The organism is Candidatus Binatia bacterium (assembly GCA_023150935.1).
Classification (GTDB): domain Bacteria; phylum Desulfobacterota; class Binatia; order HRBIN30; family HRBIN30; genus JAKLJW01.
The window spans coordinates 267877-285129 of record JAKLJW010000001.1 but is presented as its reverse complement, the minus strand read 5'-3'; the positions used below and the strand labels follow the sequence as shown (position 1 = coordinate 285129).

The window sequence follows — 17253 nt, the reverse complement described above, 5'->3', positions numbered from 1 at the left end:
GCGAGGACGGCGCCTTTCCGCGTTCCGTGGCGGTCCCGCGCGACCATGAAGCTCGACGTCGCTCCGATTCCGGTCCGGGTCGCGGGGTTTCGCTTCGCGGGTGCAACCTGCGGCTTGAAGGCCGGCGGTGCCCGCGACGTGGCGGTGATCGCTTCTGCGGTTCCGGCCACCGCCGCTGCCGCCTTCACCACCAATCGCGTTCAGGCCGCCCCCGTCGTGGTCGGTCGCCCCCGGGCCGCCTCCGGGCGCCTGCAGGCCATCGTCGTCAACAGCGGCAACGCCAACGCTTATACCGGCCGCGACGGCCTGGCGACGGCACGGGCCATGTGCAAGACCGCCGCCCGCGCCCTCGGCATCTCCGAAGCTCTGGTGCTGCCATCCTCTACCGGCCGCATCGGCGTGGCGCCGCCACGCGACCGGCTCTGCGACGGCGTGGCCGCGGCCTGCGCGGCACTATCCACGCACGGATTTCACGACGCGCTTGCCGGGATCATGACCACCGATGCGTTCCCGAAGTTCGCCGTCGAGGGTCTCGTCGTCGGCGAACGCGAGGTCACCCTCGCGGGTATGGCCAAGGGTGCCGGCATGATCGCGCCGCGGCTCGCTCTCGCAAACCGGACCGTCCACCCCCATGCGACCACTCTGGCGTACGTATTTACCGACGCGGCGGTTTCCGTCGCCGCCCTGCGCCGCGTGCTGGCCGCCGCGCTTCCGCAATCCTTCAACGCCATCGTCGTCGACGGCGACACGAGTACTAACGACACCATCGTCCTGCTCGCCAACGGATTGGCAGGAAATACGCCAATTACCGTCGCGTCCGCGGAGTTTCCCGCGTTCTGCGGCGCCGCGGTTAGGGTCCTGCGAACCCTCGCGCGCCAGATCGTCAAGGACGGCGAAGGAGCGACCAGGGTCGTCGACGTGCGTATTCACGGGGCGCGTACACGGCGTGACGCCGAGCGGGTCGCCGATACCATCGCCCGCTCGCCGCTGTGCAAGGCGGCGTTCTTCGGCGGCGATCCCTACACCGGGCGCATCGTCTGCGCCGCCGGATACAGCGGGGCCCACTTCGACCCGGACCGGCTGGACGTTTTCCTCGACGACGTCCAGGTCGTAAGGGCCGGGCGCGAAACGGTGGGCCGGATCGAGGCCAGGGCTGCCGCCGTCGTGCAACGGCCGGAATTCACGCTGACGCTTCACCTCCACGCCGGCAACGCGACGGCGCATCGCATGATGTCCGACCTGACCGTCGACTACGTGCGGTTCAATTCCGATTACCGTACGTAGCTCGCAGCCCACTGCTTGGCGATTCTTGTGCATGCGCATCCGGCGCGAACGCGCTCGGAGATCGCGTTCCACCCCAGCGCGGGCTACCGCCCGCAACCCAATGCCCGCAACTCCCCGTTCGCCCCGAGTAGAACCCGTTTGTTCAGGGGCCGTATCGAGGGGTCACACCAGACGTGCCTCGATACGCGCCTGAAAAAACGGCGCTACTCGGCACGAACGGTGGCGCACCGCTCCTCGATCGTCTTGAAGGTTCCTCGCGCCGTGCGCGCAAACTCGGAAATCGTAAAACAGTCCGCATGCGAACGCGCTCGGAGATCGCGTTCCACCTCGATCCGCGGGAATGGCCGGTCGCACTTGCCCATCCGCCTCAATCGACCAACCCCTCGTTGCGACCCAACCAGTACATGGCGATGTCGCGGACGGTGGCCGCGAAGGCAGTGGCATCCACCGGCTTTTGCACGTAACTGTTGCAACCCAGCTCGTAACACCTCTGCAGGTCGGAGCGCTCCCCCGAGGACGTGAAGACGACGACCGGGGTATAAGCCGTGCGCGCCTCCGAGCGGATTCGCCGCAGAACGTCGAAGCCATCCAGACGCGGCAGCTTCAGGTCGAGCAACACCAGGGCCGGCCGCGACGCGCCCGTAGCCAGCAGGCGATCCAGCCCTTCGACCCCGTCGGCGGCCACCTCGACCTGCGCACCCAGTTCCACCCGATCGAGAACGCTGAGCGCCAACTCCTGGTCGTCGGGGTTATCTTCGATCAGCAAGATCCGTCGGTTTCGCATCCCACCCTCCGGCGCATCGGAACGTGAGCCCGCAACCATTCGACACGAGACACAAGTGGTTTGGCAGCATCTTACGGTTTTCCGGTGGCCGTATCGAGGGGGAGAATCGCGTGCGGGACCGCTCTGCTGCCCGCCAGGTAACGCCGCTCACCCGCCGCCGGCGGACAGAAGGGCTATGGCGATGACGACGACCGTCACGATGGTAATGAGCAGCGGCGTCAGCAGCGGCGGCCGCGAGCGGTCCGGGTCGAACCCGCGTGGCGCACCGCGCCGGTCCCGACCCCACGCGGTGGGGTCCAGCAACGCCGTCTGGGCCCCGTGCGCGACGCGTTCGGCAATCGCCTCGACTCCACCGAAGGCCCGGTTAAGGCCGCCAACGAAAATCGCTCGCATGAAGGCAGCCGATTTGCGGTAGACCACGTCGGTATCGATCGATAGCGTACGCTCGCCGCCGAGGCTCGGAATGAACAGGTAGAAAGAGAAGAAAGTGAACAGCAGAAGCTGCACGACCTCGATCAGATGCGTCGCGTTGTATGGCTGGTAGTCGGTGGCGTAGGGCAGGAATCGATAAAGCAAACCGGGCGCTATGCCGATCGCCGTACACAGCACCGCGGCCACCGCCATGGCAAGAACCATGTTGACGGGCGCCGCGCCGGGATTGATGCCACGGTCCGGGCCCATCCAGGTGAAGTACGGCAGCTTCAGGCCGGTGTGCAGGAAGGTCCCGATAGACGCCAGCGTCAGCAACAGAACGACCCAGTCGAGATGCACCGCGCCGGCGGCAGCAAGGATCATCGGCTTACTCACAAAACCGTTCCATAAAGGAAAGCCGCTGATGGAAAACGCCCCGATCATGTACAGCGCCAACACCACCCGCTGGCGTGCGGCAAATCCGCCCAGGTCACTGAGCCGGCTGCGCCCCGTGGTTTGAATCACGGCCCCCGCACCCATGAACAGCAGCGACTTGTAAAGAATGTGACATACGGCGTGGGCCGCCGCGCCGTTGACTGCCATCTCGGTACCGATGCCGGCACCGGCCACCATGTAGCCCACCTGCGAGATGATGTGGTAGGCGAGCAGCTCCCGAATATCGTTGGCGAGCACGGCATACACCACGCCGTAGAGCGCCATCGTAACCCCCGCCGGAACCAGGATGTCCCAGCCGGCAAAGCCCCGCAGAAGGGCATAAACCGCCGCCTTGGTCGTCAGCGCAGACAGAAACACGGCGCCGGTCACCGTCGCCCGCGGGTAGGCGTCCGGCAACCACGCCCCGAGCGGCGGAATGGCGGCATTCACACAGACGCCGATCAGAATGAGCCACGTGCCGGCCGGCGCCGCATCGGGATCGAAGAGCCGGAACAGCAGCGAGCCCGTCGCGTGAACGTACAAGAGGATTCCGAGCAGGAGCACGGCACCTCCCGCGACGTGAACGAGCAGGTAGCGGGTACCGGCTCGTCCGCTCGCCACCGTGCGGCGCGACCACACCAGCACCGTCGCCGCAACCGCCATCAGCTCCCAGAAGGCATAGAAGGTAAGCAGGTCGCCGGCGAAGCTCACGCCGACGGCCCCGGCCGCATAGAGCAGCGCCGCCACCTGCTGCAGGACATCTCCCTCGTGCCACGCGTACAGCGCCGCGATCGCGGCGATCGCGCAGAAGATGCCGCCGAACAACAACGCCAGCGGGTCGGCACGAACGATCTCGAGCGTGTAGGCCAGAAACGGGTACCCAATCCGCGTACCCGCGGGGACCGCGGTAACGATGTACGTCAGAGTGCCCAACGGGGCGACGATGCAGACCGCCCCGCGCGCCACACGCGGCAACACGGCAACCAGCAGCGCCGCGGCGACCAACAGCAGCGCCGGGGGCAACGCCGTCATCGCTCTCGTCCTCCCGGCATATCGTCGCGGCCGTACCAGTCCTCGGGCCGCTGCAGCAATGCCTTGCCGAGCCACTTGCTCGCCGCCACCAGCGCGGCGCACCCGAGCGCACCGTAAATCGCGTAGAACCCAGGAATCGCGTCCCACGGATAGTGTTGCTCGACATGAAACGCCACCGGCAGGGCCACGGCCAGGGCACCCGCGACGGCCGCAACCCAGCGGGCGCGCCGGCTCGGCGACGCCAACTTCATGGCAGCGCTCCCCCCGTCACTCGCGCCGCCGTTCCGAGCGCGAGCGTCCATACCCGCAACCCGAGGTCGGGAACGATCCCGAGCAACAATGACGCCAGCGCGGTGACAACCAGCGGCACGACCAGCAGCGGACTCGCCTCGCCGAAGCGCGGATACGCCGGACTGCGCCGGAAAAACGCCGCATGCACGATCGGGAAGAAGTACGCGGCGTTGAGCACGCCACTCAAGGCCAGCGCGGCCGCGAACCACCACTGCTCCGCCGCGATCGCCCCCGACGCCAGGCCCCACTTGCTGAGGAACCCGTTCACACCCGGCACCCCGGCCAGGCCGAGGCTGGCGATCGCAAACGCCGCCATCGTCACCGGCATCTGCCGGCCGATACCGTCGAGTTCGCGGATGCTTTCGTGGTGCGTGCGCACGTAAATCGCCCCCGCACAGAAGAACAACGTGATCTTCATCGTCGCGTGAAACACCAGGTGCAGGACGGCACCGCTCCAACTCCAGACATTGGCCAGAGCCGCGCCGAGAACGATGTAACCCAGGTGCCCGACCGTGCTGTACGCCAAACGCCGCTTCAGGTTGTCCTGCGCCAGCGCCAGCAACGAGGCCGCCAGCAGGGTCGCGCAGGCGACCCATGCCAGCACGGTCCCCAACCCGAGGTCGCCGAGCAAGGCCGGACCGAAGACGAAACCGGTCACCCGCAGCACCCCGAACACCCCCGCCTTGACCACCGCAACGGCGTGCAGCAACGCACTCACCGGCGTCGGGGCCACCATGGCCGCGGGCAACCAGGCGTGCAGCGGCATCAACCCGGCCTTCACACCGACACCGAGAACGTAAAGCAGAAACAACAACGCCAGCGTCGAGTCGGCCGCCATGCCGCGCTCGATAAACCCGCCGGGAACGAAGCTGAGCGTGCCGGCAATCGACCACGTCAGCCCCACCGCAACCAGCAACGCCAGACCCGCCGGCAGCGTGTAGGCGAGGTAGACGTGGGCGCCCCGCCGCGCCGACAGCGTCTCCTTGTGCAGGACAAGCGGATAGGTGGCGACGGTCAGCATCTCGAAAAACACCAGGAACGTGAGCAGATTGGCGGCGAAGGCAATGCCAATGGTCGCCGCCAGGCACAGCGCGAAGCTGGCGAAGTACCGGGTCTGCCTGCGCTCCTGCGCACCCCGCACATAACCGATGGAATAGACCGACGTGAGCACCCACAGCGTGCTGGCCACCATCGCAAACACGAGACCCAGCGCGTCCACTCTGAGCGCCAGCTCGACCCCCGGCGATATCTGCCAGAGCTTACAAACGAGCTGCTCGCCCGACAGCACCGCCGGCAACATCGACAGCACCAGGGCCGCTTTCGCCGTCGCCGCCAGCAGACTCCACGCCTCGCGCAAGTTCGGCCGCGAATCGCTCGCAACGATCGGCGGCACCGCCAGCAACGAAACCAGAATCGCGAGCAGCGGACGAACGGAGGCAACGGCGTGCGGATCCACGGTCACATCCCCGGCAATCGCGACGCCACCGGCAGGGCCGGCTGCAGGATCTCGGTCACGAACCAGGCGTTGCACAATCCGAGCACAACCACCCCGACGCCGAGCGCCAGCGCCGGCACGCGCAACCCCAACGGCGCGTCCGCCGTTGGCACCCCACCTGCCTCCACCTCCACGGCGCGGGTGTAGACGCGTTCCAACAGGCGGAAAAAATACACCGCCGTCAACAGGCTCGACCCGGCCACCACGACAACCAATCCCCAGTCGCCCGAACGGATGGTACCGAGTATCAGGTACCACTTGCTGAAAAACCCGTTGGTCGGCGGCAAGCCCACCATCGCCAGCGCGGCAATCGTGAAGGCCGCAAAGCTCCACGGCATGCAGCGGCCGAGCCCGTCGTACTCGACAACCGCGGTCCGACCCGTGTGCAGAGCGACACTGCCCGTAACCAGGAACAGGCAGCACTTCATCGTCGCGTGGTTGAGGATGTGCAGCATGGCGCCGGTTAGCGCCCATGGATTCGCCAGCCCCAGCCCGACGCCGATATACCCGACCTGAGCGATCGAGCTGTACGCCAGCATCCGCTTGACGTCGCGCTGGGCGATCGCCATCACGGATCCGACCACGATTCCGGCGGCGGACATCCAGGAAAAGATCGCCCCGGCCGGCAGATAGTGGATTACCAGATCGAGACCGAACACGAAGAAGAGCACCCGCAGGAGCGCGAACGCCGCCACCTTCGTCATCACCGGTGCGATCAGCGCCGTGGTCGTGCTGCACGCATACGTGTAAGCGTCCGGCTGCCAGCCGAACAGCGGGAACACGGCCATCTTCACGCCGACCCCGACGACAATCAGGGCCAGCGCGACGCGCAGCGCCGGGTTGTCCTGCAACGACGGCAACAGGCGCGCCACGTCGGCCATGTTGAGGCTTCCCGTCAACACGTAGAGAAGACCGATGCCCAGCAGGTAGAACGACGCACCCGTGGTGCCGACCAGTACGTACCGGAAGCTCGCCACCGGCGCCTTCCGGTCGCCCACCGCCAGCAGCGCGTAACCGGCCAGCGCACTGATCTCGAAGAAGACGTAGAGGTTGAACAGATCGCCCGTCAGCACCATGCCGGTGAGTCCGAGCAGGAGCGTCAGCAGCATGCCGAGAAACGCCACCTCGCGATCCGGAGTCTCGCGACGCACCGCCGTGCGAGCGTACCATCCGACCGCCACCGCGATCCCCGCCACCACCGTGACCACGAACGCCCCCAGGCCATCGACGACGTACTCGATGCCGATCGGCGCCGCCCAGCCTCCCAGCGAGTGGCGCAGCGGACCGGCATCCAGTACCGCCAAGAGCAACGCAACGGCGTTCGCGAGAACGCCAACGAGCGTCGCAAAGGCAACCGGCCAAGCGAATCGGCGCCGGACCAACCCGAAGCCGACAGTGAGCACGGCACCGACCAGCAACAATACCGAGATGCCGATCGGCAACACGCTCTCGTTCGGCGCCGGCATTACGGCGACTCCCCGCCGTTCATCCGCTCGAGCAACTCCGCCTCGTCGATGGTGCCGAACGCCCGGTAGATGCGCATCAGCAGCGCCAGAGCAACTCCCGTGGTCGCCACCGATACGACGATCGCCGTCAGCATCAGCCCGTGCGGAATCGGGTTGTCGTAGCGAGTCGGGTCGGCTCCGATCTCCGGGTCCAGCACCGGCACGGTGCCGCCGGTCTTGTACCCGTAGACGATGAAGAACAGGATGATCGCCCCCTGGAAGATGTTCATGCCGATGAGCTTCTTCATCAGGTTCCGCTTGACCAGCATGCCGTGCAGCCCGATGAGCAGCATCAGCACGGTCAAGACATACGGCCAGCGCTCGACCAATAATGCGCGCATACCGCCGGCCGCCCCTACCGCCCGCCAGTCGCGAGGTAATCGAAGATCGCCACGAGCGTGCCGCTGACCGCGAGCGCCACACCGATCTCGACGCCGAGAATGCCCCAGTTGTGCAGCACGTCGGGCGGAAGATCGACCGGGATCCTGTCGTAGTCGAGCAGGTTGCCCCCGAGCGGCAACGCCACCAGACCGATACCGGCATAGACCAGCAACCCGGCCAGCCCCAGCGGCGTGGCGAGCCCGGCCGGAAATAGCGCTTGCGAGCGGTCGTGCCCGAACACAATCCGGGCAAGCAGCACACTGGCAGCTATCAACGCACCCCCCTGAAACCCGCCGCCGGGGCTGTAGTGGCCGTGAAAGACCACGTACAACGCGAACAACTGAATGACCGGGATCATTACCCGGGTTACCACCTCGGCAATGACATTGTCCTTCGGCCGCCCGATCGCCGGGATGCCGGCACCCGGCGGCGCCGCCAGGAGCAGCATGCAGGCCAGCCCCGCGGTGAATACCACGACCGTCTCGCCGAGCGTGTCGAAACCGCGATAATCCGCAATCATCGTCGTCACGACGTTGGGCGTGTGGGCGTCCGCGTAGGAACCGCGGATGTACGCCGCCGAAACGTGCAGGGCCGCGGTGGACTGCGGATCCCCGAACACCGGGAGGCCGGCACCCGCGGCCAGCAGCACCAGCCCGAACGCGGCGATCGCCAGCGTGGCAAGCGTGCTCAATCCACCGACCTCCGGCGCGTGTGAAATAGCGCCACGACGAGCAGCACTCCGGTCACCCCGGCACCCAGCACTGCCTCGTTGAAGCCGACATCGACGGCACCGAGTCCCGCATACAGTAACGCGACGAGGAAACTGAACACCGAGAGCAGAGCCGTCGCGGCCAGCAGGTCGCGCACCTGCAGGGCCACGATCGCCGCGACGATCGCCAGCAGAAACAACCACAAGATCACGCCGCGTCCTCCGTGCCGCTCGCCGGCCGCCGGCGCACCCACGGCTCCAGTCGCGCCCGGACGGCAGCGCGCCCCAACGCGTTCGCCGCCGCCGGGTTCGCCAGCGCCACGAAGACCACGATCAACAGCAGCTTGACACCGTTCAGGTCGGCGCCGTTGAAAAACACCATACCGATCATGCTCAGGCCGAGGGCGAGCGTGTCGAGCTTACTGGCGGCGTGCGTCCGGGAGTAGAAGTCCGGCATCCGGATCACCCCGATGCTCCCGATCAGCGCGAAGACCACACCGCTCGCCAGAAACGCCACCCCCAGCACGTACCAGATCATCGCGGCTCCACCCGTCCCAGGTCCAGATACTTCGCCACAACCAGCGTGCCGACGAAGTTCAACATCGCGTAAGCCATCGCGATGTCGATGAACATCTCCAGGCGCTCGTACTGAAGACCGACCAGACACACCAGAATCACCGTCTTCGTCCCGACAACCCCGACACCCACCATCCGGTCAAACACCGTCGGCCCGCGCACCACGCGATAGAACGGCAGCAGGATCGCCACCACCAGGATGACTTCCACCGTAACGACGAGACCGTTCATGCCGGCCCCCCCGATCGATCGGCCGACAGCCCACGAAACACCGCCATCTCCAGCTTCGGGGGCGGGGTCGCGGCTCCAAACACGCGCGCCAACCGCCGCTCCATTTCGTCGATCGTCGGCCCTGTGGCCGCCGACACCGAAATGGCGTGCACCAGCACCTCCGACCCGGCGACCTCCAGAGTCAGCGTTCCGGGCGTCAGGGTAATCGAGTTGCCCAGTGCCACCCGGGCCACCGCGCTCGATAGACTCGTGGTGAAACGCACCAGCACCGGGTCGATCGGCAGCTTCGGGGACAGGACCAGACGCGCCACATCGAGGTTCGCCGTCACCACCTCCTTCGCGAGCCAGCCGAGATACAAGCATGCCTCCACGGGCCTAACGGCTACGCCGTCCAACCGGCTCTCTTGACGCCGGCGGACGACCAGCCCGTTGGTGAGTACCAGCACGAGCGCGACCGAAAACAGCCCGAAGCCGGCGTGCAAGACGTCGAATTTGCCCGAAAACACCAGCCAGAGCGCCCCCAGGCCGACCGCCTGAAGAAGCAGTGCGAGGCTGCGTCGATGCGAATGGTGCGGCTTGTCTTGCTCGACCGCCATGAATCTCCACTGCTCCTCGCGTTCCGCCTACGACGGTCTGCCGTGCGGTCGTCGTGCCGTTGCCACCGGTCCCCATTACCGGCACTTCGGCCCGCCGGCCCGAACTTGTTACGCTGGCAACGCGCCGCGGGTCAAGTACGGTCACGCTGGCGTCGCGGCGGGGCCGCGCCGACGACGGACGTGGACTGCCACCCGGCGATCGGTTAGTAACCCCAGACGGAAGAAGAAGCCCTCCTCGGAGGCAGCGAGACACGACGAGCACGGGGCACAACAAGAGCGGGCAGGAAATCCTTACGGACGCCCTCCCTGGCAGTTCAGGCTGCGGATTCGTCGCGGTCGTTTGCCCGCCGCTTCCCTCCGCGTCGCCGCGCGTTCGACGCGGAGAAATTAGTCCCGGATCGAGGGCAATATCCGTGCGCGCCCGGCGCTATCGCCGTCATGATTCTGCTGCGGCAGCGCCCGGTGTTGGTTTTCCGACGGCTAAGGCAGTGGCTACGAGCCAGGAGCATGCTGCGCTTTATCGGTGTTGTGTGGCATGCCGGATGCATTGCATAGGCATTTGACATGCCTGCGCGGGCACTCGAAGAAGGCGCCGGGGTGGGGCGCGAGGCGATTCACGGGTTGCTCGTCCGCCGCATCCGCGTCGGGCTGGCCGTCAGCCTGCTCGGGTTCATCGCCCTCGCCATCGAAGTGCCATTCGACACGCGGGTGTCCCCCGGGGGTGTTGTGCGGCTGACCGCTCTCAGCCTCGTCGGGCAGTTCCTGTTCCTCGCCGGTTTCATCGCTCTACGGTTCCCGCGGCCCCGCCGGCACGTGCTCTGGTTCGGCCTCGCCAACTGCGCCATCGTTCTGACCCAATCCGGCGTGTCGTGCATGACCCGGGGCGATTTCGCGACCGCGCCGATGGTGGCCACCGTCCTCACCATGTTCACGGGGACGCTGGTGCCATGGGGGCTGCGCGCCCAGGCGATCTGCGCCGCAATGGCAACGGTCATGCTCGCGATCACCGTGTTCGTCGTCACCGGCAGCCTCGCCGCGTTTTCGCAGGCACCGCTGGTCATGGCGCTGACCGCCTTCGGTGTCTCGCTGTGCATCGCTTACGAGTTCAGGCGCTACCGCACCGGCATCGAACAGCGCGAACGAGAGCGCGACCGGGCCATGCTGGCCTTACAGGAAAGCGAGCGGCGTTTTCGTACCCTCAGTACCGCCTCGCCGATCGGCATCTTCCAGACCGACCCCGCCGGTAACGCGATGTACACGAACCAGCGCTGGCAGGAGATCGCCGGCCTGACCCTCGAGGAAAGCCTCGGTCGCGGCTGGCAGCGCGCGATCCATCCCGACGACCTGCCCCGCGTCGACGCCGACTGGGCAGGTGCGAGGAGCAAAGGCGAGGCGCATTCGGCCGAATTCCGAATGCGTACCCCGCAAGGAGACGTACGCTGGGTACATGCGCGGGTCGCGCCGGTCGCCGCGGCGGACGGCGCCACGATCTGCCACGTGGGGACGCTGGAGGACATCACCGACCGGAAAACCGCCGAATTGCGGCGCACCCTGCGTCACGCCGTCAGCACCGTGCTGGCAACGTCGGCAACCCGCGCCGAGGCCATGCCGGCGATACTGCGTGCGATCGGCGAGTGCATGGACGCCGAATACGCCGCGATCTGGTACCTCGACCGCGCCGCCGGCGGACTGCGGTGTGCCTCGACCTGGACCAGGCCAATGTCGGGACTGGACGATTTGCGCGCCGCCACCCTCGCCGGTGAGTTCGCCGCCGGCCCCTCCATACCGAACACCGTGTTGGCTTCCGGCCAACCTGCCTGGATCACTGACATCGCGGAACTCGCGGAAGACCAGTTTCCACGCCTCCGCATAGCGCACCGGCTCGGCCTGCGCGCCGTGTTCGCCTTTCCCATCCGCGTCGACGAAGCCGTCGCCGGCGTGATCGAATGGTTTGCCCGCCACGAAGGCGCACCCGACCATGACTTCCTGCGGATGCTCGAAGAGCTCGGCATGCACGTCGGTCGATTCATCGAGCAACGGCGCGCCGAGGAGGACCTGCGCGTCGCCAAGGATGCGGCGGAGGCCGCCAACCGCGCCAAGAGCGAGTTCGTGGCCAACATGAGTCACGAGATTCGTACTCCGATGAACGGCATCATCGGCATGACCGAGCTGGCTTTGCACACTGCCCTGAGCGGTGAGCAACGCGAATACCTCGAGCTGGTACAAAGCTCCGCAGAGGCGCTCCTGACCGTCGTCGACGACGTCCTCGACTTCTCGAAGATCGAGGCCGGCATGCTGACCCTCGATCCCGCTCCGTTCAGTCTTTCCGATCTGCTCGAGGCGACTTTGCGACCGCTCGCGGTGCGTGCTCGCCACAAGGGTATTGCGCTGGTCTCCGAAACGGCCGCCGGGGTGCCGGACGGGCTGATCGGCGATGCCGGGCGCTTGCGGCAGGTCCTCGTCAATCTCGTCGGCAACGCCATCAAGTTCACCGAGCGCGGGCAGATCGTCGTCTCCGTCGCCGCCGACCCCTGCGGTCCGACCGGAGTGGACCTGCACGTTCAGACCCGCGACACCGGCATCGGAATTCCACCCGACAAGCAGGAAGCCATTTTTCGCGCGTTCGAGCAGGCCGACAGTTCGACCACCCGCCGCTACGGGGGCACCGGACTCGGGCTGGCGATCTGCTGCCGTCTCGTCGCCCTGATGGGTGGGCGCATCTGGGTCGACAGCCTGGTCGGTCAGGGCAGCACCTTCCATTTCACCGTGCGGCTCGAGACGGCCCGCCGGGCCGCCGAGACAGCGCCGCCGGCCGGCGTCACCCGGCCCGAACCGGTCGGCACCGCGCGGCTCGCGACGCCGACCGCACCGGCTTCCGCGTCTACGCCCGGTGCGCCCCTGCCGCCACCGCGCCGCGCGCTGCGCCTGCTGCTGGCCGAAGACAATCCCGTCAACCAACAGCTCGCCGTTCGCTTACTGGAGCGGCGCGGTCATATCGTCGTGGTCGCCGCCAACGGCCGCGAGGCGCTGGCCGCGTTGGAGCGGGAGCAATTCGATCTGGTACTGATGGACGTGCAGATGCCGGAAGTCGACGGATTGGAAGCGACCGCCGCCATTCGCACCCGCGAAACCGCCACCGGCAATCGCATTCCCATCGTTGCCATGACGGCGCATGCGATGAAGGGGGATCGAGACCGCTGCCTGGCGGCCGGGATGGACGAGTACATCGCCAAGCCGGTGCGGCCTGCGGAACTCTATGCCGTCATCGAGCGGCTCGCTCCCGAAACCGAGGGCGACACCGCCGTGCGCCGGGCCGGCTGATCGGCCGCGGCAAGAGCCGCGGCAACGGCCCGTTGCGTTTCCGCTCGCCATGTGAAGCTCTTGTTTGATAAGTAGTGGTGGGCGCAGTTACGGTGACGTATTCCGTACGGCGCTTTCCGTTCGCTCCGAGTAGCACCGTGTTCTCAGGGGCGTATCGAGGGGCCAACCTGGCGAGCGGCTTTGCGGCCCCGCCCCTCGATACGCCGCCGGAAAGATGGCGCTACTCGGGACGAACGGAATACGTCGCCGGATTAATGAACCGGCGCTAAGTCTGGCGAGCGACAACCTCAGCTGCACATGATTCCAGCCAACAACCCGCTCGCCGCTCGCATCGCCGCCATTGCCCCGGCCGGCGGTATCGCCGCGATCGGCATCGCAGTTCTCGTCCTTACCGGCTGGATATTCGACGTAGCGCTCCTCAAGCAGTTCGTTCCCGGCACCCCCAGCATGAAGGTGATCTCCGCTCTGGCCTTCGTACTGGCAGGAGCCGCGCTGGTCTGTACCGCGGACGCCGCCTCCGACCGGCGCACGCGGCCAATCGCGCGCCTCTGCGCCGCACTGGTCACCGCCCTCGGCGCCATCGCCCTGTGCGAGTACGCCTTCGGCGCCGACCTCGGCATCGACAACCTGTTGATCCCGGAGGCGCCGGCAGCTTCCCAGACCCCTTTCCCGGGCCGGATGGCGCTTCCCACCGCCATCGACTTCGTGCTCGTCGGCGCGGCATTGTTGTTTCTGGATACCGAAACCGCGCCCGGATACAACCGGGCTCAGGTCTGCGCCCTTGCGGCCGCCGCCATCTCGTTTCTCGTCCTCGTCGGTTACCTGTACGGCGTCCCGTCGCTTTACATCCCGCAGTTACCGCTCTGGATGGCGGTACCCACCGCGGCGGCGTTCTTGGTCTTGTCCGCGGGGATAATGTGTGCCCGCGCTCACAGCGGGTTCATGCGCGTCCTCACCGGCACCGGGGGCGGCGGCGCGGTGGCGCGCCGTTTGATTCCCCCCGCGCTCGTCGTTCCGGTCCTCTTCGGGTGGCTGCGCCTGCTGGGCGAGCGCGCCGGACACTACGGCATGGAGTTCGGCCTGTCTATCATGGTGGTCATGAGTGCCACGGTCCTCACGGCGATCGTGTGGTTCGCCGCCCGCCTCGGCTACAGCATCGACGTCGAACGCGAAAACACGGCCCGCCTGCTCGAACAGCGCGTCGCGGCGCGCACGGCCGAACTGGCGGGTGCCAACCGCGAACTGGAAGCCTTCTCGTACACGGTATCGCACGACCTGCGCGCCCCGCTGCGCCATCTCGAAGGCTTCGCCAAACTGCTCGGCAACCGCCTCGGCGACGATATCGACCCCAAGGCCGCCCACTACCTCGATATGATCAAGGAGGCGACGGCGGACATGGAGGAGATGGTCGAGGACCTGCTCGCCTTCTCCCGCACGGCGCTGGAGCCCCTGAACGCCAGAAGCGTCGACCTGGCCGAACTGGTACGCGAGGCCCACAACGAACTGCGCGAGGAAGCCCTCGGGCGTAAAATAGATTGGCAAATCGGGCCGCTGCCGGCGGTCATGGGCGATCCGAAGCTGTTGCAGCACGTGGTCGTCAACCTGCTGGCCAATGCGGTCAAGTACACCGCTCCGCGGGAGCAAGCGCAAATCGCCGTCGAAGCGCGGCCCGCCGGCGCCGACGAGGTCGTCGTGTCGGTGCGCGACAACGGCGTCGGCTTCGACCCCACGTATGCCGACCGCCTCTTCGGTGTCTTCGAACGCCTGCACTCGGCCGACGACTTCGACGGGACGGGCGTCGGGCTGGCAACCGTGCGCCGTATCGTCGAGCGCCACGGCGGACGCGTATGGGCTGAAGGGGAGATCGACCGTGGCGCGACGTTTTCCTTCACTCTGAAGCGGGCTTGAGGGCCCGGACACGGAAATCGCCAACAACCTATTGACTTTTTCCTGCGGATCGACGAATCGCTCGTGCGTGCATCCGATCGACGACCACTTGCCGGGAGCCACGAGGCGGCACCCAGGTAATACCGCAAATAGCGTCTCATGCCGTCGCTCCGCCTACTGTATCTAGAAGACAGTCCGCGGGACGCCGAGCTGTCGATCGCCGTCCTCGAAGACGCCGGCTACGTCTGCGAATGGGACCGGGTCGATTCGCGGGCGCGGTTTGTCGCCGCCCTCGGGGACCCGTCGCGGTACGACATAATTCTCGCCGACTACCGGCTGCCGGCGTTCGATGGCCTGACCGCCCTGCGGATCGTGCGCGAAGGCAAGATCGACCTGCCGGTCATCCTGGTGTCCGGCACGCTCGGCGAGGAGGTGGCGATCGAGAGTCTCAAGGCCGGCGCCACCGATTACGTCCTGAAGGCGCGGCTCGCCAGTCTGGCCCCGGTCGTGCGGCGCGCCCTGGCGGAGCGCGCCAACGAGCGCCAGCGGGCCCTCGTGGAGCAGGCGTTGCACAACAGCCGCCAGTTCCTCGAGGCGGTCGTCGAAACGGCCCCCGTTCTCATCGTGGTCGCCGACGCCAACGACCGCATCGTTGCCTTCAATCGCGCCTGCGAACAGGTCAGCGGCTACCGGCGCGAAGAAGTGCTGGGTAAGCCGGCGGCGGAACTTCCCCTGCCGACGCAATGGGCGGATTTCGTGCGCCGGCAGAGCGGCAACCTCGTCGATCGGGTGCCCTGTCCGGCACACGAACACCCGTGGCGCACCCGGTCGGGAACCGAGCGCATCATCGAATGGCGCTGCGTCGGTGTACCGGCACCCGACGATAGCGCCATCTGGATCCTCGGAGCCGGCGTCGATATCACCGAACGCAAGGAGGCCGAACGGGCGCTATGCGCGAGCGAGCACCGCTACCAGACGCTCGCCGAGGTCGCGCCGGTGGGGATTTTTCACGCCGACGCGAGTGGAAACTGCACGTACATTAACGAACGCTGCTGCCGGTTTAGCGGCCTGAGCCAGGAAGACGCTCGCGGCGACGGATGGCTGGCCGCCTTGCATCCGGAAGACCGCGAACGCCTGGCCGCCGAATGGCGTAGCGGCTTGCAGACCGGCCGGCCCTTTCGATCCGAGTGCCGCATCCGGCACAGCGACGGCGCCGTCGCATGGGTGTTCGCGCAGGCCGCCCCGGACCGCGACGCGTCCGGAGCTGTCGTCGGCTACGTCGGCGCGGTGACTAACATCACCGAACAAAAGCAGGCCGAGCAGACGATCCGGAATTTGAACCAGGAACTCGAACGGCGCGTCATGCAGCGCACGGCACAACTCGAAGCGACCAACAAGGAACTAGAAGCGTTCAGCTACTCGGTATCGCACGATCTGCGCGGTCCGCTGCGGGCGATCGCCGGCTTCAGCCAGGTGTTGGGCGAGGAGGTCGCCGATCGGCTCGACGAACGCGGGCGTCACTACCTCGCACGCATCCGCGCCGGCACGGAGCAAATGAACCGGCTGATAGAGGCGCTGCTGACGCTGTCGCGCATGGCGCGAATGGAGATGCAGCTTACCGACGTCGATCTGAGCGCCCTTGCGGAGGCAGTGGCCGCCGAGCAGCGCGACGCCGACCCGAAACGGCAGGTGACCGTCGTCGTCGAACCCGGGCTGACGGCACGCGGCGACCCGCGCCTCCTGCGCGTGCTGATGGCCAACCTGCTGCACAACGCCTGGAAGTACACCGGCAAAGAGGAGCGGGCGCGGATCGTCGTCGGCGCGGAAGAACACGACGGCGAGCGCCACTTCTTCGTACGCGACAACGGCGTGGGCTTCGACGAGGACCGCGCCGACAAGCTATTCGCCCCCTTCCAGCGGCTGCACTCGACGGCCGAGTTCGAGGGCAGCGGCATCGGCCTCGCCACCGTCCAGCGCATCGTCAACCGCCACGGCGGCCATCTCTGCGCGCACAGCGCCCCGGACCGGGGGGCCACCTTCTATTTCACCATCCCGGACCGGTGAACATACCGGGCGGGCACGAGAGGCAGCCTCAATCCAGCAGAATGGCCCGGTGCCCGCCGCCGCGTGCAGTGACTTGTTCGGCACTCCACCTGCGGGCGCTGCCGAGCCGGCCTCTCCTGCGTACTCGTACTCGTTCACGTACTCGTACTCGTACACGGCCACCTCCTCGAAGACGTCCAACGCCTCCTGGTCCACCTTCATCGCTGCGTGCCCCCAGTCCGTGTACGAGTACGTGTACCGCTTCGCTGAGT

Annotated in this window: 16 protein-coding genes; 5 read left to right on the top strand and 11 right to left on the bottom strand. The window is 66.9% G+C overall.

The genetic code is table 11. The features are described from left to right. Positions 1–45: 45 nt before the first annotated feature. Positions 46–1284 (top strand): bifunctional glutamate N-acetyltransferase/amino-acid acetyltransferase ArgJ, encoded by a 1239-nt coding sequence (gene argJ, locus L6Q96_01225; GenBank protein MCK6553197.1) that lies wholly within the window; start codon positions 46–48, stop codon positions 1282–1284. Between the two features lie 367 nt (positions 1285–1651). On the opposite strand, the gene L6Q96_01220 is transcribed toward argJ, so the two are convergent. The 11 genes from L6Q96_01220 to L6Q96_01170 form a co-directional block, all read right to left on the bottom strand. Next, positions 1652–2068, bottom strand: coding sequence for a response regulator (locus L6Q96_01220; protein MCK6553196.1), 417 nt, complete (start codon positions 2066–2068; stop codon positions 1652–1654). A 147-nt stretch (positions 2069–2215) separates the two neighbouring features. Continuing rightward, positions 2216–3946, bottom strand: coding sequence for a Na(+)/H(+) antiporter subunit D (locus tag L6Q96_01215; GenBank protein MCK6553195.1), 1731 nt, complete (start codon positions 3944–3946; stop codon positions 2216–2218). Next, positions 3943–4197, bottom strand: a complete 255-nt coding sequence (locus L6Q96_01210) for a hypothetical protein (GenBank protein MCK6553194.1) — start codon at positions 4195–4197, stop codon at positions 3943–3945. The genes L6Q96_01215 and L6Q96_01210 overlap by 4 nt, the downstream gene beginning before the upstream one ends. Next, positions 4194–5693, bottom strand: coding sequence for a monovalent cation/H+ antiporter subunit D family protein (locus L6Q96_01205; protein ID MCK6553193.1), 1500 nt, complete (start codon positions 5691–5693; stop codon positions 4194–4196). Before L6Q96_01205 ends, L6Q96_01210 begins: the two co-directional genes overlap by 4 nt. Before the next feature lie 2 nt (positions 5694–5695). Then, complete coding sequence (locus tag L6Q96_01200) at positions 5696–7198, bottom strand: NADH/ubiquinone/plastoquinone (complex I) (GenBank protein ID MCK6553192.1); 1503 nt, start codon at positions 7196–7198, stop codon at positions 5696–5698. Beyond that, entirely contained in the window at positions 7198–7578 is a 381-nt protein-coding gene (locus L6Q96_01195; GenBank protein MCK6553191.1) for a cation:proton antiporter subunit C, read from the bottom strand. Before L6Q96_01195 ends, L6Q96_01200 begins: the two co-directional genes overlap by 1 nt. Before the next feature lie 14 nt (positions 7579–7592). Then, a complete protein-coding gene (locus L6Q96_01190; GenBank protein ID MCK6553190.1) occupies positions 7593–8309 on the bottom strand; it encodes a hypothetical protein in 717 nt (238 codons plus the stop codon). Next, complete coding sequence (locus tag L6Q96_01185) at positions 8306–8539, bottom strand: DUF4040 domain-containing protein (protein MCK6553189.1); 234 nt, start codon at positions 8537–8539, stop codon at positions 8306–8308. The genes L6Q96_01190 and L6Q96_01185 overlap by 4 nt, the downstream gene beginning before the upstream one ends. Continuing rightward, positions 8536–8865: a monovalent cation/H(+) antiporter subunit G gene (gene mnhG / locus L6Q96_01180; GenBank protein ID MCK6553188.1), complete on the bottom strand. Its 330-nt coding sequence runs from the start codon at positions 8863–8865 to the stop codon at positions 8536–8538. Before mnhG ends, L6Q96_01185 begins: the two co-directional genes overlap by 4 nt. Then, positions 8862–9134 (bottom strand): monovalent cation/H+ antiporter complex subunit F, encoded by a 273-nt coding sequence (locus tag L6Q96_01175; protein MCK6553187.1) that lies wholly within the window; start codon positions 9132–9134, stop codon positions 8862–8864. The genes mnhG and L6Q96_01175 overlap by 4 nt, the downstream gene beginning before the upstream one ends. Beyond that, the gene (locus L6Q96_01170) at positions 9131–9730 is read right to left on the bottom strand and encodes a Na+/H+ antiporter subunit E (GenBank protein ID MCK6553186.1); all 600 of its coding nucleotides are present in this window, start codon (positions 9728–9730) and stop codon (positions 9131–9133) included. The genes L6Q96_01175 and L6Q96_01170 overlap by 4 nt, the downstream gene beginning before the upstream one ends. Positions 9731–10294: 564 nt before the next feature. Between L6Q96_01170 and L6Q96_01165 the strand changes: the two genes are divergently transcribed. From L6Q96_01165 to L6Q96_01150, 4 genes are all read left to right on the top strand, one after another. Beyond that, complete coding sequence (locus L6Q96_01165) at positions 10295–13051, top strand: ATP-binding protein (GenBank protein MCK6553185.1); 2757 nt, start codon at positions 10295–10297, stop codon at positions 13049–13051. A 297-nt stretch (positions 13052–13348) separates the two neighbouring features. Then, the gene (locus L6Q96_01160; GenBank protein ID MCK6553184.1) at positions 13349–14959 is read left to right on the top strand and encodes an ATP-binding protein; all 1611 of its coding nucleotides are present in this window, start codon (positions 13349–13351) and stop codon (positions 14957–14959) included. A gap of 138 nt (positions 14960–15097) precedes the next feature. Next, a complete protein-coding gene (locus tag L6Q96_01155) occupies positions 15098–17002 on the top strand; it encodes a PAS domain S-box protein (GenBank protein MCK6553183.1) in 1905 nt (634 codons plus the stop codon). 49 nt (positions 17003–17051) lie between these two features. Continuing rightward, positions 17052–17253 (top strand): hypothetical protein (locus L6Q96_01150; protein MCK6553182.1); only part of this gene is annotated, 202 nt, incomplete at its 3' end.